Raw genomic sequence first — 20,972 nt, 5'->3', positions numbered from 1 at the left:
CATGCAGGCAGAGCCCGCATGAGCCTCTCTTGTCGCAATTGGATGGAACCTGGGAACCTCTGTTGCGTTTGTGGTCAGCTTTGGATCGCGGGATCAGTTGTGATCAGCTCGTATAAGTGCCAGCTTGCGTGTCCCAGCCAGGGCAGCACCAAACACAACCCCAGAAAGCCGGGGATCAGGGCCGCGAATGTAACCAGTGCAATGAATGCCGCCCACCCCAGCATAACCACCGGGTTGGTTTTGACGTAAGCAAAGCTCGAGATCATTGCGGTGACGAAGTCCAACTCACGGTCCAGCAGCATCGGAATGGACAACACCGTGATCATGTAAAGCAGCAACGCAAAAAGCGCCCCTACCACGGTCCCAAAGGCCAGCATCGTGAGCCCGTTGAGCGTCAAGAAAACCTCGAACGACGATGAAATGTTGGTCATGGTGGACAGCCCCAGAAACAGGGCAAAGATCATGTGACCCAGGAAAAACCAAAACAGGAACACGACCACGATGATTGCACAGATCGACGGCAGTTGGCGTCGGCTCTGCTGTACCACGACACCCAAGATCGCCCCAAACTCCAGCGGCTGCCCTAGTTTCAACCGGTGTGACACCTCATAGAGGCCGACAGCCGCAAATGGCCCAATCAGCGGAAACCCGATCGCGGCCAAGACCAGCCAGAATGTGGTACCTGTGCTGACCGTGATCCAATACATCGCCCACCCTGCCGCAACATAGACACCAGAGAACAGCAGCCCATAGAGCGGAGCCTTAAGAAAATCCGACCACCCCTGAGCGAGCGCCTGACGCAGCATCGCCATAGTCACCGGATACATGGAGGGCACACCAAAAGGTTTGGTCACTGTTTTGCTTCCTTCGTTTGGTTTGGTCGCGCAGGTCTGGATTGCGGCCACTGTGTTGCCGCGTGATAGGCCGCCCCCAAAGCGAGCAAATTTGCATCACTCCCGCGCTTGCCAAACATCTGCATCCCCATGGGCAATCCGCCAGTGCCAAACCCCGCAGGCATGGCCAAAGCAGGCAGGCCGATCAAGCTGACCGGCACCGTGACCTGCATCCAGCGATGATACGTATCCATCGCAACCCCATTGATCTGCGTCGGATACGGTTGGGTTACGTCAAACGGCCAGATTTGCGCCGACGGCAGCACCAGCGCGTCATACCGCTCGAATAGCTCGGCGGCACACCGAAACCAATTCGACCGGATCGCGCTGGCGTGCTGGATCTGCCTGCCGCTCATCTCCAGTCCCCGCTCGATTTCCCAGATCGCGCTGTCCTTGAGCTCGGCCTGTGCATCGTAGAGGGCCCCAAGCGAGTTCGACACCGCCCAGGACCGCAGATCGATCCAACTGTTCCACATCTCTTCGGCAGAGAACGGGGGCGGCACCAGTTCCACTTGGCACCCGAAGTCTGAGAACACGCCAAGCGCCTTTTCGCAGAGCGCAAGGATCCCATCCTCCATCGGGATCGCGCCGCCCCAGTCCCCAAGCCAGCCGATGCGCAAACCCTCTGTGCCACAGGGTGTGACCGGGGACGCGGCCGCGCTTGTTGTTCCATGAGGGTGACGTGGATCAGGGCCTGAAAGAACGTCCAACAACAGACCGATATCCTCGGGGCTGCGCGCCATGGGACCAAGCGTGGACAGCTGATGAAGAAACATCTCTCCCGTCGGTTCAGACGGCACCCGCCCCCAACTGGGCCGCAACCCGTAGACGTTGTTCCAGGCCGCAGGATTGCGCAACGACCCCATCATGTCGGACCCATCCGCCAAGGCCAGCATGCCTGTCGCCAAAGCCACCGCCGCGCCCCCCGAAGAGCCACCGCAGCTCCGCGTCGCATCATAGGGGTTCAAGGTCGCCCCATAAACCGGGTTGAACGTATGCGATCCCAGCCCAAATTCAGGCGTGTTGGTTTTGCCGATCACAATGGCCCCAGTCGCCCGCAACCGCCTGGCCAGTTCATCATCCGTTTCGGGTACAAAATCCTTGAGCGCGGGCGAACCGCTGGTTGAGGCGATGCCTGCCACATTGACCAGATCCTTGATCGCAATCGGCAAACCGTGCAGCGGCCCCCGTGCGTCTGCGCGGTCCGCCGCCTCAGCCTCCTGCATCAGGTCATCCGCCGGACGCAGCGCCACAATGGCGTTCACCTCGCCATTCACCTCGGCAATCCGCTCCAACGTGGCCTGCATCAGCGCCGCAGCCGTCAGCCGTCCAGCCTGCAAATCCGCCACCAGCTCAACAGCCGATACCTGGTTCAACTCCATCCCACGTCCCCCCGGGCTCCTCTTGCTCAAAAGCAGCCTAGCGACGCGGAATCCCCATTAAAACCCACAGTTCAAATGAATCTTTTCCCAGGCCCCGCCAACCCAGAGAAACCCGCTATTTCATCTTTTCAAAAGTACTCCGGGGGAGTCGCCAAAGGCGGCGGGGCAGCGCCCCCAAACCGCTTAGTCTTCGCCCTGCGCCTCGGCGCGGGATTTGCCCGACACGTCCATCGCCAGCGTTGCTGCCATGAAACCGTCCAGATCCCCGTCGAGCACACCCTTGGTGTCCGAGGTCTCGTGGTTGGTGCGCAGGTCCTTGACCATCTGATAGGGCTGCAAGACATAGGACCGGATCTGGTTGCCCCACCCGGCATCCCCCTTGGCCTCGTGGGCGGCGTTGATGTCCGCGTTCCGGCGATCCAGCTCCATCTGATAGAGCCGCGATTTCAGGGCTTTCATGGCGATGTCGCGGTTCTGGTGCTGCGACTTTTCCGAGCTGGTCACGACGATGCCGGTCGGATTGTGCGTGATCCGCACCGCCGAGTCGGTGGTGTTCACGTGCTGACCACCAGCACCGGACGACCGGTAGGTGTCGATGCGGATATCGGCGGGGTTCACCTCGATCTCGATGTTGTCGTCGACCACCGGATAGACCCAAACCGAACTGAACGATGTGTGGCGCTTGGCGGCGCTGTCATAGGGCGAAATCCGCACCAGGCGATGCACGCCGCTTTCCGACTTCAACCAACCATAAGCATTGTGGCCGGAGATCTTGTAAGCCGCTGATTTAATACCGGCTTCTTCGCCCGCGCTCTCGGACTGAAGTTCTACCTTGTAGCCCTTTTTCTCGGCCCATCGGACATACATCCGTGCCAGCATCGACGCCCAGTCACAGCTTTCGGTGCCACCGGCACCCGAGTTGATCTCAAGGAAAGTGTCGTTGCTGTCAGCCTCGCCATCAAGCAGGGCTTCAAGCTCTTTCTCCGCCGCCTTCTCGCGGAGAGCAGCCAACGCCTCTTCGGCGTCCTTGACGACTTCTGCGTCCTCTTCCATCTCGCCAAGTTCGATAAGCTCGATGTTGTCACTCAAGTCGGTCTTGATGGAATTGAAGGTGTCCATGGCATCGACCAGCGATTGACGTTCGCGCATCAGCTTTTGCGCCGCCTCGGGGTCGTCCCACAGGTTGGGGTCTTCGACGCGGGCGTTGAATTCTTCCAACCGATAGGCGGCCGTTTCGTGATCCATCCGCTGAGCCAGCAGCTCCAGGGATTTCTCGATCTCGGTCACGATATTCTGGGTTTCGGCGCGCATGGTCGGGTCTCGATTTGCTTGGTCAGACCTGCGTGATACCAAGAGCCGGGACGCTCTACAAGGTGACTGAGACGCGAATGCATCACACGCTGCAAGAGACACTGACACGACTGGGGTTGGCCGACCCCGAGCCGTTGGCGGAAACCGTCGGCGCGCGCCTTTGGCGGGTGCGTCAGACCGACGGAACACAAGCGGTTCTCAAGCTTCACAAGCGCGCCGATCGCGGCAACGAGGCTGCTGGCGCGGCGCTACTGCGGGCCTGGACGGATCGGGGTGCCGTGCGCATTCTGACCGAGGCCGGACCGGCGGTTGTGATGGAATGGCTCGATGGTCCATCGCTGGCGAATGTGGCAATACAAGATCCCAAACGCGCAGCTCAGACCCTTGCCCACGTTTCGCGCAGACTGCACCGCGACCCCGTGCAGATTGACCGAGATTTGCCTCGGCTTTCGCTGGTTCTTGCCCCGCTGCTGCGGGCGGTGTGCAGTTCCGATTGCCCTCCGTCTCTGCGCAGTGAGCTAAATGAAGCTATTGCCTTGGCGCGGGATCTGTTGGCGACAGGTACGGACAAACGCCCCCTGCACGGAGACCTTCATCATGCGAATGTCATCCTGACCGATAGCGGCGCGCGTGTTTTGGATGCCAAGGGGTTTCATGGGGATATCAGCTATGAATTGGCCAATGCCTTTCGCCACCCCTACGCCCTGCACGCTCTGATCCGCGATCCCGACTGGATCGAATGGTGTCGCGGACTTTACGCCGGCGCGCTGAATGTGCCGGAACCACGGCTGGCCCAATGGGCCGCCGTCAAATGCGCGCTGTCGATTGTCTGGCGGGCAAAAGGCCCGATTACACGCGATCCAGAGGCTGATCTGCTGTCTGCTTTGCTGGACCAGGCCCGCGCGGTCAGTACAAACCGCCCGAGCTGACAGTGCCAAAGTTCGCCTTGGGACCCACCGTGGTGGTCTGCCCGGTCGATGTGGTGACCTGCTGGCCGGATTGCTGCACCTCTTCGAACAACGGCAAGTCCGATCCCATGGCAAAGCCACCGTCGAAGGTCAGGCCAAAGATCGGTTCCTCGCCATCGCGGAAGTATTCAGCAACGACATATTCACCCGAGGCGTTGTCAGGCAGGCGTCCACCGGTGAACCGGTCGATCTTGATGAAGTGCCCCCCCGGGGGCACGTCGAACGGACCACCACCGTATTTCTTGACCGCTTCTTCCATGAAGCTCTGGAACACCGGGCCGCACATGCCACCGCCCGAGGCCCCACGGCCAAGCGCACGCGGACGGTCGTATCCGATGTAGCACCCCGCCACGATGTTCGAGGTGAAGCCCACAAACCAGACGTCCTTGGCATCGTTGGTGGTGCCGGTCTTGCCCGCTGTCGGAACCGGCAGGTTCACAGTGCGGCTGGCGGTGCCGCGGTCCACAACACCGGTCATCATCGACGTAAGCTGATAAGCGGTGATTGCATCCATCACCTGCTCGCGGTTTGTCACAATGGAGGGGGCCGCGTTCGGAGCAATATTGGCCGAGTTGCAGTTGACGCAATCACGGTCGTCGTGGCGATAGATCGTCTCGCCATAGCGGTCCTGGATGCGGTCCACCAGCGTGGGTTCCACCCGCTCGCCGCCGTTGGCGAACATCGCATAGGCAGCCACCATCTTGTAAAGGGTGGTTTCTTCGGATCCGAGCGCATTGGCCAGGAATGGCCCCATGTGGTCATAGACACCGAAACGTTCGGCATAGCCGGCAACCACTGGCATCGACACCTCTTGCGCCAGACGAATGGTCATCAGGTTCCGCGAGCGTTCGATGCCTGTGCGCAGCGGTGTGGGACCGTAGAATTTGTTCGACGCGTTCTTGGGACGCCACAGGCCCTGCGGCGTGTTCACCTCGATCGGCGCGTCGACCACGATCGTCGCGGGGCTATAGCCACTGTCCAGAGCCGCAGCATAGACAAAGGGCTTGAAGCTCGACCCCGGCTGGCGCTGCGCCTGGGTGGCGCGGTTGAACACCGAGTCCTGATAGCTGAACCCGCCCTGCATCGCCAGAACACGGCCCGAATTCACATCCATGGCAACAAAGCCACCCTGAACCTCGGGCACCTGACGCAGAGACCAGCCGTCACCCTCTTCGGCCTTGCGGACCAGAACCACGTCACCGACAGCAAAGTTGTCGCGGAAGTTGCCCTTCATCCATTTGATGTCCGAGCGCGGAACGGTGCCGGTGCCTTCGTTGTTTTCAACACCGACGGTCAGCGATTGATCCGCCACGTTCAAAACGACGGCCGGATACCACTTGCCACCCAGCTCTACATCACGCGAGACTTCTGCCTTGCGCAGCGCCTCGCGCCAGGCGGCCTCATCTCCCAATGCCTCGGCCGGGATTGTCTGCCCGGTGCCGTGCCAGATGCCGCGGCCGCGGTCATATTTCTGCAAAGCCGTGCGTAACGCCTGTGCTGCCTCGAGCTGCATCTGCTCGTCGATTGACGCACGAACGGTGAAGCCCCCGGTAAAGAATTCACCCTCGCCAAAGTCCTCGCTCAGCTGGCGGCGGATTTCATCGGTGAAATAGTCACGCGGCGGCAACGCGGTGCGGAAGCTTTCAAAGTCGCCGTTCTGAACCGAACGCAGTGGCTGCGCCACCTCGATCTCATAGGTCGCCTGATCGATATAGCCGTTCTCGTACATCTCTTTCAGAACGAAATCGCGGCGCGCTTGCAGGCGATCCTTGCGGCGCACCGGGTGATAATCTGACGGTGCCTTGGGCAACGAGGCCAGGAACGCCGCCTCGTGCGGGGCAAGTTCCTGCAAGGTCTTGTTGAAATAGGTCTGCGCGGCGGCCGTCACGCCGTAAGAGTTCTGCCCCAGAAAGATCTCGTTCATATAAAGTTCGAGGATCTGTTCCTTATCCAGCGTATCCTCAAGGCGGGCGGCCAGGATGATCTCTTTGATCTTGCGCTCGGCCTTGCGGTCGCCCGAGAGCAGGAAGTTCTTCATCACCTGCTGTGTGATGGTCGAGGCCCCACGCACGTTTTCCCCGCGCGAGCGCACGGCTTCGAACCCTGCCGCCGCGATACCACGGATATCATAGCCCTGGTGGGTGTAGAAATTCTTGTCTTCGGCCGAGATGAATGCCTGCTTCACAAGGTCCGGGATCTCCTCGGACGGGGTAAACAGGCGGCGTTCCTTGGCAAACTCGTCGATCAGATGCCCCTCGCCCGAATAGATCCGGCTGATGGTGGGCGGCTTGTACTGGGCCAGCGATTCATGGCTGGGCAGGTCGCGCCCATACATCCAGAACACCCCGCCAATGGTCAGGGCAACCATGAAGACGCCAAGCGTCACAAGACTGAAGATCGCCCCAAAGAACGAAAGAATGAACCGGATCACGTAGCTGCCCACCTTTTATAAGTGGTCTCTATATAGGGTGGCAAACGCACAGGGTCAAAGCTCTGCACCGGCCAGAATCCGCCATTTTTTGGTCAGCGTCGTGGGGGCAAAAGGCAACAGGGGCGAATTGTCGGCCCTTGGTTCTTGCCAAACGGGCCATCCAGCGCCCATCATCCTTCACAATCAGAATATGTCCACAAGGCGAGCAGCGCTTGGCAAAGCAGTTTCCAAAGGGGTGGTTTGACCTCCCCCCCGAGAAATACGCCGACTTTGGCGCGATGCTGTACCTGTCTTCTCTGACACCGGTGCACCGTGACCGCTTGCTGACGCAAGCTGTCTATACTTTTGAGACGCCTTTGCGTCTGGGGCAGTATCACATCTTCCGCCAGAACGGTTTTCCACGGGGGTTTGTCACCTTTGCCGGGCTGTCAAACCAGGCCGAACGCCGCTTTGGGATCAAAAGACAAGCCCTCAAGCCCGAAGATTATGCATCCGGCACATCCTTTTGGGTAATTGATCTGGTCGCCCCCTTTGGGCAGGTTCGACAGATGGTCGAACAACTCAAGCAGTCGATCCCCCATCCCCGCGTCCGTGCCAACCGGCTCGACAGCGATCTGGGCACCAACCGCATCGTCGAATGGAGCCGCGATAACGATGGCGAGGTGCACATGCGACTTTATCGTCAGAACGCCTTTCGCAAGCAACTCAAGGCCGAGGAGAACGACGATGGTCTCTAACGCCCCCAGGGATGCAATCAACATCATCATAACCGGCGACACGACCGGATCAGTCACCGGCTCTCCGCCAAATGTGGCAACCGGCGATCTGGACGATATCGTTGATCTGCCCAACCCAGGGTGGACATTCTTCTTTTCCAGTTGGGACATCTCGAACGACCCCACTTTGGGCAGCGCAACGATTGATCCATCGACCGGTCAGTGGACCTATACTGTTGACCAAGCCGAGTTCGACGCGCTGGATGACGGGGAAATTGTTCAAGACACCTTCGAGGTCGAAGTCAGCGTCTTTGCCTTCAGCCCCGGCGGGCAGCTTTTTGTTGAAACCGAAACCCAAGAGATCACGATCGAAATCGAAGGGGTCTGCTTTGTCATGGGCACCCTCATCCGCGCGGTTCAGGGCTACAAAAAGGTCGAAGAGTTGCAGGTCGGGGATCATGTGTGGACCCGCGATCACGGCCCGCAAGAGATCAAATGGATTGAATCAAGCGCTGTGCGACGTGGCCGGATGAAGCGTGACCCTGCCCTGCTGCCGGTGCGCATCAGCAAAGACGCCTTGGGGCGCGGTCAACCCCGCGATGATATCTATCTCTCGCAACAGCACCGTATTCTGGTCTGCGGACCGGCCGTCGAGTTGCTTTTTGGCGAACCCGAAGCGCTTGTCTGCGCACAGGACCTTTGTCACTGGCCTGGTGTCGACATCGTACTGCCCGATGACGACATACGGTACTATCATATCCTGCTCGGTCAGCATGAAATCCTGGATGCCGATGGCGTTCCCGCAGAATCCCTCTTTCTAGGCGAAGAAGCGCTCTATCAGTTGTCGTCCGACGCCCTACAGGAACTCTCGTCAATCTTTGACGAAGACACCCCCAGTCCCCAAGGCCCCGGTTTTGGACAAGCCGCACGGATGCTGTTGCGCAGTTACGAGGCGCAGACAATCCTGCACCCCGCTCTTGCGGATGCTTGAGCTTTACTGTCGCACCAGATCCTTAGTCTCTAGATCCTGTTTGCGCCAGTTGACCAGACCGTTGCGGATCCCTTCGGCCATGGTCAGACGCCATTCCGGATTCTGCAAATTCTTCAGATCACGCGGGCTGGACAAAAAGCCGATTTCGATCAGTACCGATGGGATATCCGCCGCCTTCAACACGGAAAAGGCCGCAGACCGCAACGGGCGCCTGTTCATAGGTCCGCCCTGCTGCGCCATGCCCTCGACCAGCGCTCGGGCCATGGCATTTGTGCGCGGCTGCGTTTCCGTTCGCGCGAGATCCAACAACACATCCGTCACCTGGTCATCCGTCTCGCTCAGGTCTACGCCTGACAACAGATCGGCCCGATCCTGACGCTCGGCCAGCTTGGCGCTGGCAATGTCCGAAGCCTCGGCGGACAACACATGAACCGTGGCACCATGTGCCAGCCCTTCGGCCAGCGAATCTGCGTGCAGGGAAATGAATACGTCCGCTCCGGCACGGTGTGCCAAGGTAATGCGTTGTTCCAACGAAACGAAGTAATCGTCGTTACGTGTCAGGGCCACCTCGAAACCGCCACTGCGCAGCAGAACCTCTTCCAATTCGCGCGCAAAAGTCAGCATCAGATGCTTTTCGGTCACCGCGCCGCTTTCAGCACCGGGATCAATCCCACCATGCCCCGGGTCCAGCACCACACGCAGCGGTGCATCTTCTGCTCGGTCGGGCACTGCGGCGACATCGGCCGGTTCTGGCAGATCCCAGCGGGGGTCGCGCGGAGGCCCGGATTGCTCGGCAAAGACTTCTGCCGCAATCGGGGACAGCTTGACAGACAGATGTGCGCCACCTGTGGTCTGATCGACCCGCAGACCGGCTTGGGTCACTTCCATCGGCGACGACAAACCCAGAACCATGCGGGACCAGCCGGGAACATAGGTGCCAAACTGCACATCTCCGATCCGGTCGGTCTGAACAAAGGCGTCTTTCGCCAGCCCTGTCCAATCCACTTCCTTGAAGTCCAGAACCAACCGCGGTGGACTGTCCAAGGTGAACAAGCGATACGGCACTCCCTGGCTCAGATCCAACGCAATCCCGACCCCTTTGCGCCCCTCATCAACGATACGGCTTTCCTCGGCATTGATCCGAGCGAGTCCCGAAAAAACCTGCGCGACCGCACCAGAGGTCATCAGCCCGATCAGGGCAATACTCATCAAAATTCTGCTCATTGGTCGGATGTCCCACCTGTTTTGCCGCACCCTACCCCAAGCAAGGGATCTGGGGCAACGCATCTGCCCCCGTCCAATCCGGCTCACCAAATGCGCCATCCAGAATCCGGCACGCAACAGCCGCAAGGGATCGCCAAGCAGGCCTGGGCAACGCCCGGGCCTGCTCGGCCCAACGGGAGGAGATGTCCCGAAAGGGGCATTGACGACGGGCGGGAGCACGCCCCCTTTCCAGCTCGATCACATGCGGTTCGTCATGAATTCACGCAGGCGCCGCAAGCCTTCCTCGATGTCCTGGGTCGAACGCGCATAGGAAAACCGGATCGTGCCGCCCCCACGCACGGGGTCGAAATCCAGCCCCGGCGTCACCGCAACCCCTGCTTTCTCCAAAATCTCGGCCGCAAAGGCGCGGCTGTTGGCCGTGATGTCGGACACGTCCGCATAGACATAAAATGCCCCGTCCGGTGGGGCGATCTTGGTAAAGCCCGCCTTGGGCAAGCCGTCCAGCATCAGAGCTCGATTTGCCTTGTAGACATCCAGATTGGCCTGCAATTCCTCGTCGCAATCCAGTGCCGCCAGCGCCGCAACCTGGCTGGCATGCGGCGCGCAGATGAACATGTTCTGGGCGATCCGTTCCACCACGCGCACTTGATCTTCGGGCACAACCATCCAGCCGACACGCCAGCCCGTCATCGAAAAATATTTGGAGAACGAGTTGATCACATAACAGTCATCAGTGACCTCCAACGCGGTGACGGCTTTGGCCTCATACTCGATACCGTGATAGATTTCGTCGCTGATGAACGAGGCCCCTTGCTCTTGCGTCGCCTCGATCAGCGCCGACATGGCAGGCCGGTCCAGCATCGTGCCCGTAGGATTCGCAGGCGAAGCAACCAACAGCCCGGTCAGATCCAGGCCTGCGAAATTAGCCGCCACAGGTTGCAACCGGTTCTCGGGCGCGGTCGGCAAATCAACGGGCACCATTCCAAGCGCCGACAGAATCTGTCGATACGAGGGATAGCCCGGTGCCCCGATGCCCACACGATCCCCGCTGTCGAACAAGGCCGTGAACGTCAGCAAAAACCCGCCGCTCGACCCCGGGGTGATCACCACACGGTCGGGGTTCAGATCAACGTCGTACCACTCGCCATATATCTGCGCGATCCGGCGGCGCAGTGCCGGCATACCCAGAGCGACGGTATAACCAAGCGGATCAGCGTCCAGCGCCCCCTTGAGTGCTTCGATCGCGCCCTTGGGCGCGCCGGTTCCGGGCTGGCCCACCTCCATGTGGATGATCCGTCGCCCTGCCTCTTCGGCACGGCGCGCGGCCTCCATCACATCCATCACAATGAAGGGATCGACATTTGACCGGGTTGAGTTTCGCATGCCCTTCTCCCATGTTGCGGCCATGGCTTTTGAACGCGTATCCCGGCTCACGTCAATCCCGCGCATTTGGCGTTTGCAAGCGCTCTCGCAGCTGGCTGCCATAGCGCTGAGCCTTGCCGTCTTTCTGAGCACCACTGCCCCTGCTGCCGCCATCGGGCTGCTGCGCGACCCTGACATCGAAAACGGCCTACGTGAGCTCGCCTTTCCGATCCTGCGGGCCGCGGGCCTCAGCCCCAACCGAGTGAAGATCCTGCTGGTCAACGATGGTGGTTTCAACGCCTTTGTCGTCGATCATAATACGATCTTTCTGAACTATGGATTGATCCTTAAGGTCCCGCGTGCCGATGTTCTGCAAGCTGTCATCGCGCATGAAGCCGCGCATATTGCCAACGGTCACATTCAACGACGGATCGGCAATCTCGAAGGGGCGCGTACAGCATCCACGCTCGGTCTTGCCCTGGCCTTGATTGCTGCCGCTGCCGGGGGCGGAGAAGCCGCTGCCGGGATCGCGGCTGGCACACAATCCTCGGCCATCCGATCTTTTCTGGCCCATACGCGCGCCGAAGAATCCTCGGCCGACCGCTCGGCCGCCAACTACCTGCGCCTGTCAGGCATCAGCCTGCAGGGATTGATCGATCTGCACCGCGCCTTTCAAGGGCAAGACCTGCTGACACCCGGCAATCAGGATCCTTACGCACGCTCGCACCCCCTGACCAAGGACCGTATCCGCGCAGCGCAGGCGTATTTTGAAGCACATGGTGACCATTCACAGCCAAACGCCAATGCCGACTACTGGTTTGCGCGTATCAAGGGAAAGATTTCAGCCTTTACCCGCGCGCCCAAATGGACGTTGCTGCGCGCGAACGAAGAGGCGCATGCCGACATCCGTCTGATGCGCCAGGCCATCGCCCACCACCGCAACCGAAACCTGTCCAAGGCCCGCGCTGCGATTGATGCCGCCATAGCTTTGCGCCCGGACGATCCGTTCTATTTCGAGTTGAAAGGGCAGATCCTGCTGGAAAGCCGCCGCATCGACGCCGCAGTCTCTGCTTATGGCAAGGCCGTTGAACTGGCGCCACGCGATCCCCTGATTCTGGCGGGCCACGGCCGTGCGCTGCTAGCTGCAGGTCACCCCAGGGATGCCCTGGCAACCCTTGAAAAAGCCCGCGACCGCGAGGCCCGGGATGCCCGGATGCTGCGCGATCTTGGTGTGGCCTATGCCAGTACCGGACAAAACGGAATGGCCTCGCTGGTCACGGCTGAGCGTTACGCGCTCCAGGGTCGAAGCGAGGACGCTGAACTTCACGCCCGACGCGCTGTTGGGCAACTCCCCGTCGGGTCGACGGGTTGGCAACGGGCACAAGATGTGCTCCTTGCTTCTGAACGTGCAAACAAAAGGAAACGCTGATGCTACGCCTTGCCGCCCCTGCCCTGACTGCCCTGGCCCTGATCGCCGGCCCCGCTCAGGCTCTGGACCTGTCTGATATGTCGCCTGCCGAGCGCGAGGCCTTTGGCGCGCAGGTGCGCGAATATATCCTGGAAAACCCGGATCTGATCCTCGAAGCCTTCCAAATCCTGGAGCAACGCCGCGAATTGGCCGAAGCCCAAGCCGATTTCCAGCTGGTCGAGGCCAACAAGGATGAATTGTTCAATGACGGCTATTCGTGGGTCGGCGGCAATCCAGATGGGGACATCACGCTGGTCGAATTCATGGACTACCGTTGCGGGTATTGCCGCCGCGCCGTGCCCGAAGTCGCCAAGCTGTTGAAAAGCGACGGCAACATCCGGCTTGTCATCAAGGAATTCCCGATCCTGGGTGAAGCATCCATGATCTCATCCCGCTTTGCCGTTGCGGCCAAGCAGGTGGCGGGTGATGACGCCTACAAACAGGTTCACGACGCGCTGCTGGAATTTGGCGGTGAGCCGACCGAAGTCACTCTGCGGCGTCTGTCCGACAACCTTGGACTGGACACGGATGCGGTGTTTGCCGAAATGGACAGTGACGAGGTCACGCGGCAGATCGCCCAGACCCGTGCCCTGGCGCAAAAGCTCAACATCTCGGGCACACCAACCTTTGTCCTGGGCACCGAGCTGCTGCGCGGTTACCTGCCCGCCGATCAGATGGAACTGATCGCGCAAGAGGTGCGTGAACGCGGCTGATCCTACCTACGCGGCCTAAAGGCCTTGCGTCCTGCGGACGGCGGGGGGCCAGGCTCAGGCGGGCAAAGCCCGCCTGAGCCTGGCCCAACGGGAGGAGATGTCCCGCAAGGGGCATTGACGACGGGCGGGAGCGCCCCCTGAACTTGATTACTCGGCCGCGTCCTTGTTGGTCGCATCCAGTTCCGCAGCCTTTTTCTCGACCTCTTCGACGATGTGATCCACCATCTGATCGTTGGTCATCTTGTGGCTGGCCTTGCCCGCCAGATAAACCATACCGGACCCGGCCCCACCGCCGGTAAAGCCCACATCGGTCATCAGTGCTTCGCCCGGCCCGTTCACCACACATCCGATGATCGACAAGCTCATCGGTGTCTTGATGTGCTCAAGGCGCTTTTCCAAGGTCTCGACCGTCTTGATCACATCAAACCCCTGCCGCGCGCAGGAGGGGCAGGAAATGATGTTCACGCCCCGGTGGCGCAGTCCCAGACTCTTGAGGATTTCATAGCCCACCTTCACCTCTTCCACCGGATCGGCAGACAGGCTGACGCGGATCGTGTCACCAATCCCCATCCACAAAAGCTGCCCCAGCCCGATGGCCGATTTGATGGTGCCCGACACCAATCCCCCAGCCTCGGTAATGCCCAGATGAATCGGCGCATCCGTGGCCTCGGCCAGGGCCTGATAGGCCGCCGCCGACATGAAGACATCCGATGCCTTCACGGAAATCTTGAACTCGTGGAAATCGTGATCCTGTAGGATCTTGATGTGATCCAGACCGGATTCCACCATCGCGTCCGGGCACGGCTCGCCATATTTTTCAAGCAGGTGCTTTTCCAGGCTCCCTGCGTTCACGCCAATGCGGATCGAACAATTGTGGTCGCGTGCAGCCTTGATCACCTCGGCCACGCGCTTTTCGTCGCCAATGTTACCCGGGTTGATGCGCAGACAGGCCGCGCCCGCCTCCGCCGCTTCGATCCCGCGTTTATAGTGGAAATGGATGTCCGCCACGATCGGCACCGGGCTTTCGCGCACGATCTCTTTCAACGCCTTGGCCGACGCCTCGTCCGGGACCGACACGCGTACCAGATCCGCGCCCGCCTCGGCCGCGGCCTGCACCTGTGCGATGGTCGCGGCTGCATCGGTGGTCAGCGTGTTGGTCATGGTCTGCACCGCTATCGGCGCATCGCCCCCTACGGGCACGTTGCCCACCATGATCTGACGAGACTTACGGCGGTAGATGTTACGCCAGGGGCGCACGTGGTTGAGTGACATCGCTTTGGGAATCCGCATCCAGTTGGGCCTGCGCCTTAGATAGGCCTGTCGCCCCCGCGAAGCAATGGGCGCATTCCGCCACACCTTCCCCGGAAAACAAGGAAAGCACATCGGTTACGAATTGGAATGATCAGTCGGTTGCTTCAGCCACCGGTGTGGTCAAAGCCTCGGCCACCTGCTCCAGCAGAGCGCGCTCATCACCGTCGATCTCGGCCACCAAATAACGCTCTTCAACCGCATCTGGTGACAGAACCACACCACGCGTGACAACGCCGCGATCCCCCACGGGACCACGATGTTCGCCGTTTACGATGAAATAGATGCCGCTTGATTCCCCGGCATGCAGAGTCGGAGCTTCTTCGGTCAGGGGCACCTGATATGTGCTGCCCGGTTCCATGATGGCCTCATAGATATGGGTGCCATCTGCAGCTGTCACGCGAACCCAGGACGGGCGCACCGCCACCATGGTCAGAGATGGTGACAGATCCTCGACCACCTGCGGAACCGACTGACCTGTAAGCTCTGAGGCCGGTTGCACCTCGGCCAGTTGAACATCTGGCAGGCTCGGGGCCGTAAAGTTGCCTACAGTGCGCGGATCCAGCGTCGAAATCGGCGCATCACGCGATACCAGAACCGGCACATCCAGCGCCTGCGGACGATAGAGGCGATCCAGCGCATCCGCTGATGGCTGCGTCAGCCCCGCGTTGGCGGTCGGTGCGCTCTGTCGCGTCGCCTGATCCAGCGGATCCAGGTCTGATAGAACCACCGGCGTCTGTTCGACCGGTGCAAATTGCACCTGCTGCACCTCTTTCAGAACCGACCAGCCGCCATAGCCAATGCCGCCGATCAGGCCCAGCAGCACCAAGGTCGAGCCGATGGCGCGCGGTTCGATGTGATTGAGAAAACTCTCGCCCGCCGGAACAAAAGGTGTGTTGGGCGTTGCAAATGGATCACTGGATTTGGGTGTCTTGCCGATCAGATCCGGACCCGGTTTGCGAATACTCGAGGCTTCGGCTGACATGCCATGCGCGACCTCGAACCCGCTTTCCTGGCAGAAGGTGGCAAAGGCCTCGTCCGGGTTCATGCCCAGATAGCGTGCATAGGATCGCACATAGCCCGCAATAAAGCCGGGCGTGTCAAAGGCCGTGGGATCCGAGTTTTCGATGGCGGCGATGTAGTTGGCCTTGATGCGCAATTCGCGTTGAACGTCGAGCAGGGATTTCCCCATCGTCGCCCGTTCGCCGCGCATCATGTCGCCCAGACTCACTTCGAAGTCGTCAAACCCCTTTGGTTTGTCGACGTCTACATCTTCTGATTTGCGCTGTGACCTGCGCCCAATCATACCTGCCGCCCCATGTTGCCTGCTGCGATGTGCCAGCAGCGCCTGGAATCGCCCCTATCACGATTCGTCCGCGCTTTTTGTTACCATTAGCTTAACACGAGGCAAGTGTTTTGCACACACTCCCGTGAACTTAGCCCGCCAATTCGGCGCGATTCAGCGCACAATGCGACCAAAGCTCGTCCATGGCTTGCACCAGACGGTTCATTTCATCCGGGCCGTGAACCGGCGACGGAGTGAACCGCAGACGTTCGGTTCCACGCGGCACGGTCGGGAAATTGATCGGCTGCACATAGATGCCAAAGCTTTCCAGCAGCATGTCGCTGAGCTTTTTGGTGTGGACAGGATTGCCCACGATCACCGGCACGATGTGCGAGCCATGGTCGATGATCGGCAAACCCATCCCCTTGAGGCGCAGCTTCAGGATGCTGGCTTGGGTCTGGTGACGCTCACGCAGCTCAGGCGCGGTTTTCAGGTACGCGACCGAGGCCGCCGCACCGGCCGCCACAGCTGGTGGCAAGGACGTGGTAAAGATGAAGCCCGGCGCGTAAGAGCGGATGGCGTCACACATTTTCTCGCTTGCAGCGATGTAGCCGCCCATCACGCCATAGGCCTTGGCCAGGGTGCCGTTGATGATGTCGATGCGATGCGCCAACCGATCGCGCTCGGTCACGCCGCCACCGCGGGGACCATACATGCCTACCGCGTGCACCTCGTCGATATAGGTCAGCGCGCCGAATTCGTCGGCCAGGTCGCAGATCTCTTCGATGGGGCCGAAATCGCCGTCCATGGAATAGATCGATTCAAACGCGATCAGCTTGGGTGCGGCCGGGTCATCCGCCTCAAGCAGTTCACGCAAATGCGCCACATCGTTATGCCGGAAGATGCGCTTGGCACCGCCATTGCGCCGCACACCTTCGATCATCGAGGCGTGGTTGAGCGCATCCGAATAGATGATCAGACCGGGGAACAGCTTGGGCAGCGTGCTCAGCGTTGCGTCGTTGGCAATATAGGCGCTGGTGAACAGCAGCGAGGCCTCTTTGCCATGCAAATCAGCCAGTTCCGCCTCAAGCTTCTTGTGATAAACCGTGGTGCCCGAAATGTTGCGGGTGCCACCCGAACCTGCGCCGGTGGATTTGATCGCCTCGTGCATCGCTTCGAGCACGACGGGGTGCTGGCCCATGCCCAGGTAATCGTTGCCACACCAGACGGTGATGTCCTGTTCGCTGCCATCCGGACGGGTCCAGACAGCATGGGGGAAGTTACCGTTGCGACGCTCGATGTCGATAAACGTGCGATAGCGGCCTTCGTCGTGCAGCTTTTGAATGGCGTCGTCGAGTTTCGCGGTATAGTCCACCGAGGTCTCCATTGGTCTTGTCGGACCCAAGGCCAGTTTCCCGGGGCCGGTTTTGGACATGTTCCCTTGCATCCTAGCGCTCAATCCTGAACGAACAAAGGTCATGGTTCTCAATTGCCTATATCCATGCAGGCGGAGGCGACATTGATTTGCATCAAATATACACCCAGTTCACATGTAACAAGACAAACTGCGCCCCTTGGGGGCGCGAAAACGTCGCAAGCCAGCCCGAAACAGTTTCAAAAGTTTCCGATCCGAGAATTGAGCACAGATCAGCTTGCGCCCTCTGGACAGTGCGGCCCGCGCTGATACCTTTCGCGCCAAATCGTTTCACCCAATGAAAAGGAACCCGCGATGTCCCTGGATGATGTCCTGTCGCGCATTGATGCCGACCTGCCCGCCGCCACCGACCGCCTGATCGAGCTGCTCAAGATCCCGTCGATTTCGACCGACCCGGCCTTCAAGGAGCACTGCGATGCCGCCGCCGACTGGCTGGTGGCCGACTTGCAGGGTTTGGGTGTTGATGCGCAAAAACGCCCCACACCTGGCCACCCGATGGTCGTGGGGCATATCGACGGGCCTGGCCCGCACCTGCTGTTTTACGGCCACTACGACGTGCAGCCGGTTGACCCGTTGGAGCTGTGGGACCGTGATCCGTTTGATCCCGAGATTCAGGACACGCCAGGTGGCAAAGTGATCCGAGCCCGCGGTGCATCCGACGACAAGGGCCAGCTGATGACCTTTGTCGAGGCGTGCAGGGCGTGGAAAGAGGTGCACGGCACCCTGCCCTGCAAGCTGACGTTCTTCTTCGAGGGTGAAGAGGAATCGGGCTCGCCCTCGCTGGTGCCCTTTATGCAAGAAAACCGCGACGAGCTGAAATCGGACATCGCGCTGATCTGTGACACGGGCCTTTTTGAAAGCAAGGTGCCCGCAATCACCACCATGCTGCGCGGTCTGCTGGGCGAGGATTTCACCATCACAGGCCCCGACCGCGATCTGCACTCGGGCATGTATGGTGGCATCGGCATGAACCCGATCCGGGTGCTGACCAAGATCCTGGCCGGTTTGCATGACGACACCGGCGCGATTACCCTGCCCGGCTTCTATGAAGGCGTGACAGAGCTGTCAGACGAGATGCGTTCGCAGTGGCAGGGCCTGAACTTTGACCACCAGGCGTTTCTGGGCGACGTCAACCTGAAAGCGCCCGCAGGCGAGCAGGATCGTACCCCGCTAGAGCAGATCTGGTCGCGGCCCACCTGCGACGTCAACGGCATCTGGGGTGGTTACACCGGCGACGGCTTCAAGACCGTGCTGCCCAGCCAGGCGAGCGCCAAGGTCAGCTTTCGCCTGGTGGGCCAGCAGGACCCGGATGCGATCCGCGACAGCTTCCGTCACTATCTGGAAAGCAACCTGCCCGAAGGTTTCACCGTCGAGTACCGCACCGAAAAGGGCTCGCCCGCCTCGCAGATGTCGGTCGACGATCCGGCGTTTGAAAAGGCACGCCAAGCGCTTAGCGACGAATGGGGTATTCCAGCGGCTTACGTCGGCTGCGGTGGGTCGATCCCGATTGCCGGGTTCTTCAAGGACATCGTGGACACCGACGCCATGCTGATCGGCTTTGGTAAAGACGATGACCAGATCCATTCACCGAACGAGAAATACGACATGGAAAGCTTTCACAAGGGCATCCGGTCCTGGGCCCGCGTGCTGGCGGCACTTAGCTAAACCATAAATCTTTCAATGCACTAAAGGCCAGAGTTCACCTCTGGCCTTTTCTCATTCCGGCTCCCACCAAAAAGCATCACCCGCCGCCCGCACCCGTCCAACCGAAGGCAAGGAGAAATGACTGCCAAGCACTCTGCGGTCGGCCTCTGCCGAATCTTCGAGCAGCGCGACGCGGGACTGCACCGCCAACGCCGGATCATCGTCAAAACAGAAATGCCAATCCGGGCGGTGGCATTGCGCGGTGGAATGCAGCGCGTCGCCGGTGATCAACGCCTCGGCCCCGCCCGAGTGGATCAGAACCGAAACATGTCCCGGCGTGTGGCCTGGGGTCGCCACCAGGCGCACATGATCCCCCAGGCAATGGCCCGGCCGCACCTCTTCGGCCTGCCCGGCCTCGATCACCGGCAAGACGCTTTCGGCGTAAGTATCCCCGGGTTCTGCCCCGTAATGCGCCACATCATCCGCAGGCAGTAGGTATTTCGCCTTGGGAAATGTCGGGACCCACTTCCCGTTCTCCAGCCGCGTGTTCCAGCCCACATGGTCCACATGCAGATGCGTGCACAGGACATAATCCACATCATCGGGCGTCACCCCGGCCGCCGTCAGTGCCGCCATGAACCGCCCATCCGAGCGCCCGTTCCAATCGGCATGAGACGCCGTCTTGTCGTTGCCGACGCAGGCGTCGACCAAAATAACGTGACTGGGTGTTTTCAGCAGAAAGCCTTGAATTGGCAGAATCAATTTTCCGCTGTGTTCACAGAGCTGCCCAGGCGCATGTGCGCGCAGCACATGGTGCAGTTCGGGGCCAGCGGTGGGGAACAGTTTTTCGGGCGTCAGAAATGGGGCGTTGATCTCAAGGATTCGCCAGACCTCGACCTCTCCGATACGGCACAGCATGATCCACCCCTTTCATGACCATCAACACGCCCATGAGGCATGCTTGCTGACCGCAGATCAAGATGTTCTGAGAAAGAGAAAGAAAGTGGCGCGGTTGACGGGGCTCGAACCCGCGACCCCCGGCGTGACAGGCCGGTACTCTAACCAACTGAGCTACAACCGCGCACTTTTCTTTGTCGGCGTTTCCGCCAATACCCTGTCCGGGTCGGATCCCTGAACCCCGGGAAAGAGGCAAAGCAGTGGCGCGGTTGACGGGGCTCGAACCCGCGACCCCCGGCGTGACAGGCCGGTACTCTAACCAACTGAGCTACAACCGCTCGCTGCTTTGTGCGTCGTTCCCTGCGGAACGTTGGGGTGTATTATGGCTACGGTTCGGCATCGTCAAGCGGCGTCTTCAACTTTTTTGGCCCGCAGACAAAATTTTCTCGAACCCGTCCCAAACCACCCGATGTCCGGGAACTGGATGGCCCGCCACCGCGTCCCGAAAAACAGAGCCTTCAACGCCCCCAAGCCGCGCATAGAAACGGCGGGCAGAGATGTTGCCCGACAATACCTCGAGCCACATACCAGTTTTTCCCATATCTGCCAAATGCTTGACCGCCTCTTGCATCAATGCGAGTCCTACGCCCTGCCCCTGCGCGGCTTGCGCCACATGCAGATTGTCCAGCAGAGGCCCATCGGGATGATCGCAGCGCACACAGGCAAACCCCACGATGTCTGACGTCTCGGCCACCAGAAGCAGCACCTCGCCTGTGGGCACATCCGCCCAGGCGTCAGCCATCCAAGCCTCTAGCGGCGCGCCCAGAAAATCGTCCGGAAGCATACCAGCATAGGCTATACGCCAGCTGCGCGTGTGGATATCGCATATGGCAGGCAAGTCATGGGCGGTGGCGGCACGAATCTTCATGCCGCCAGTGGTACAA

At 60.2% G+C, this 20,972-nt stretch carries 17 protein-coding genes and 2 tRNA genes; 6 read left to right on the top strand and 13 right to left on the bottom strand.

Going from position 1 to position 20,972, the window contains the following annotated elements:
• Positions 1 to 74: 74 nt before the first annotated feature.
• The 3 genes from TRL7639_RS08620 to prfB form a co-directional block, all read right to left on the bottom strand.
• A complete protein-coding gene (locus TRL7639_RS08620) occupies positions 75 to 827 on the bottom strand; it encodes a DUF2189 domain-containing protein (protein WP_085795302.1) in 753 nt (250 codons plus the stop codon).
• Between the two features lie 23 nt (positions 828 to 850).
• A complete protein-coding gene (locus TRL7639_RS08615) occupies positions 851 to 2,275 on the bottom strand; it encodes an amidase (RefSeq protein ID WP_085795301.1) in 1,425 nt (474 codons plus the stop codon).
• 183 nt (positions 2,276 to 2,458) lie between these two features.
• Complete coding sequence (gene prfB, locus TRL7639_RS08610; protein ID WP_085795300.1) at positions 2,459 to 3,586, bottom strand: peptide chain release factor 2; 1,128 nt, start codon at positions 3,584 to 3,586, stop codon at positions 2,459 to 2,461.
• Positions 3,587 to 3,648: 62 nt separating this feature from the next.
• On the opposite strand from prfB, the gene TRL7639_RS08605 reads away from it, so the two are divergent.
• On the top strand, positions 3,649 to 4,515 hold the full coding sequence (locus TRL7639_RS08605; protein WP_133057630.1) for an aminoglycoside phosphotransferase family protein: 867 nt from the start codon (positions 3,649 to 3,651) through the stop codon (positions 4,513 to 4,515).
• On the opposite strand, the gene TRL7639_RS08600 is transcribed toward TRL7639_RS08605, so the two are convergent.
• Positions 4,493 to 6,985 carry a penicillin-binding protein 1A gene (locus TRL7639_RS08600; RefSeq protein WP_085796327.1) on the bottom strand — a complete coding sequence of 831 codons (2,493 nt, stop codon included), beginning with the start codon at positions 6,983 to 6,985 and terminating at the stop codon, positions 4,493 to 4,495. The two genes, TRL7639_RS08605 and TRL7639_RS08600, sit on opposite strands and share 23 nt — an antisense overlap.
• Positions 6,986 to 7,197: 212 nt before the next feature.
• On the opposite strand from TRL7639_RS08600, the gene TRL7639_RS08595 reads away from it, so the two are divergent.
• Both TRL7639_RS08595 and TRL7639_RS08590 read left to right on the top strand, forming a co-directional pair.
• Positions 7,198 to 7,722, top strand: a complete 525-nt coding sequence (locus tag TRL7639_RS08595; RefSeq protein WP_110647115.1) for a toxin-activating lysine-acyltransferase — start codon at positions 7,198 to 7,200, stop codon at positions 7,720 to 7,722.
• Positions 7,712 to 8,692, top strand: coding sequence for a Hint domain-containing protein (locus TRL7639_RS08590; RefSeq protein WP_085795298.1), 981 nt, complete (start codon positions 7,712 to 7,714; stop codon positions 8,690 to 8,692). Before TRL7639_RS08595 ends, TRL7639_RS08590 begins: the two co-directional genes overlap by 11 nt.
• Before the next feature lie 3 nt (positions 8,693 to 8,695).
• Here the strand turns inward: TRL7639_RS08590 and TRL7639_RS08585 are convergent, their stop codons facing one another.
• The gene (locus TRL7639_RS08585; protein ID WP_085795297.1) at positions 8,696 to 9,916 is read right to left on the bottom strand and encodes an N-acetylmuramoyl-L-alanine amidase; all 1,221 of its coding nucleotides are present in this window, start codon (positions 9,914 to 9,916) and stop codon (positions 8,696 to 8,698) included.
• Between the two features lie 237 nt (positions 9,917 to 10,153).
• Entirely contained in the window at positions 10,154 to 11,299 is a 1,146-nt protein-coding gene (locus tag TRL7639_RS08580) for a pyridoxal phosphate-dependent aminotransferase (protein WP_085795296.1), read from the bottom strand.
• Here TRL7639_RS08580 and TRL7639_RS08575 point away from each other — a divergent pair.
• Together TRL7639_RS08575 and TRL7639_RS08570 are read left to right on the top strand one after the other, a co-directional pair.
• Positions 11,298 to 12,707 (top strand): M48 family metalloprotease, encoded by a 1,410-nt coding sequence (locus TRL7639_RS08575; protein ID WP_085795295.1) that lies wholly within the window; start codon positions 11,298 to 11,300, stop codon positions 12,705 to 12,707. The two genes, TRL7639_RS08580 and TRL7639_RS08575, sit on opposite strands and share 2 nt — an antisense overlap.
• The gene (locus TRL7639_RS08570; RefSeq protein WP_085795294.1) at positions 12,707 to 13,459 is read left to right on the top strand and encodes a DsbA family protein; all 753 of its coding nucleotides are present in this window, start codon (positions 12,707 to 12,709) and stop codon (positions 13,457 to 13,459) included. Before TRL7639_RS08575 ends, TRL7639_RS08570 begins: the two co-directional genes overlap by 1 nt.
• 147 nt (positions 13,460 to 13,606) lie before the next feature.
• Here the strand turns inward: TRL7639_RS08570 and ispG are convergent, their stop codons facing one another.
• From ispG to hemA, 3 genes are all read right to left on the bottom strand, one after another.
• Positions 13,607 to 14,731, bottom strand: a complete 1,125-nt coding sequence (ispG, locus tag TRL7639_RS08565) for a flavodoxin-dependent (E)-4-hydroxy-3-methylbut-2-enyl-diphosphate synthase (RefSeq protein WP_085796325.1) — start codon at positions 14,729 to 14,731, stop codon at positions 13,607 to 13,609.
• Between the two features lie 130 nt (positions 14,732 to 14,861).
• Positions 14,862 to 16,073, bottom strand: a complete 1,212-nt coding sequence (locus TRL7639_RS08560; RefSeq protein ID WP_085795293.1) for a helix-turn-helix domain-containing protein — start codon at positions 16,071 to 16,073, stop codon at positions 14,862 to 14,864.
• A 130-nt stretch (positions 16,074 to 16,203) separates the two neighbouring features.
• Positions 16,204 to 17,427, bottom strand: coding sequence for a 5-aminolevulinate synthase (gene hemA / locus TRL7639_RS08555; RefSeq protein ID WP_085796324.1), 1,224 nt, complete (start codon positions 17,425 to 17,427; stop codon positions 16,204 to 16,206).
• A gap of 354 nt (positions 17,428 to 17,781) precedes the next feature.
• Here hemA and TRL7639_RS08550 point away from each other — a divergent pair, with 354 nt between their 5' ends.
• A complete protein-coding gene (locus tag TRL7639_RS08550; protein WP_085795292.1) occupies positions 17,782 to 19,152 on the top strand; it encodes a M20/M25/M40 family metallo-hydrolase in 1,371 nt (456 codons plus the stop codon).
• 51 nt (positions 19,153 to 19,203) lie between these two features.
• Here TRL7639_RS08550 and TRL7639_RS08545 read toward each other — a convergent pair whose 3' ends face one another.
• The 4 genes from TRL7639_RS08545 to TRL7639_RS08530 form a co-directional block, all read right to left on the bottom strand.
• Positions 19,204 to 20,049, bottom strand: coding sequence for an MBL fold metallo-hydrolase (locus TRL7639_RS08545; protein ID WP_085795291.1), 846 nt, complete (start codon positions 20,047 to 20,049; stop codon positions 19,204 to 19,206).
• Positions 20,050 to 20,135: 86 nt separating this feature from the next.
• A tRNA-Asp gene (locus TRL7639_RS08540) sits at positions 20,136 to 20,212 on the bottom strand.
• 77 nt (positions 20,213 to 20,289) lie between these two features.
• Positions 20,290 to 20,366 (bottom strand) — tRNA-Asp (locus tag TRL7639_RS08535).
• Positions 20,367 to 20,443: 77 nt separating this feature from the next.
• Entirely contained in the window at positions 20,444 to 20,956 is a 513-nt protein-coding gene (locus TRL7639_RS08530; RefSeq protein WP_085795290.1) for a GNAT family N-acetyltransferase, read from the bottom strand.
• Positions 20,957 to 20,972 lie beyond the last annotated feature (16 nt).

The organism is Falsiruegeria litorea R37 (genome assembly GCF_900172225.1).
Taxonomy (GTDB): domain Bacteria; phylum Pseudomonadota; class Alphaproteobacteria; order Rhodobacterales; family Rhodobacteraceae; genus Falsiruegeria; species Falsiruegeria litorea.
Note: the sequence above shows the minus strand (reverse complement) of the source record. Positions and strands in the feature narration are given on the sequence as shown.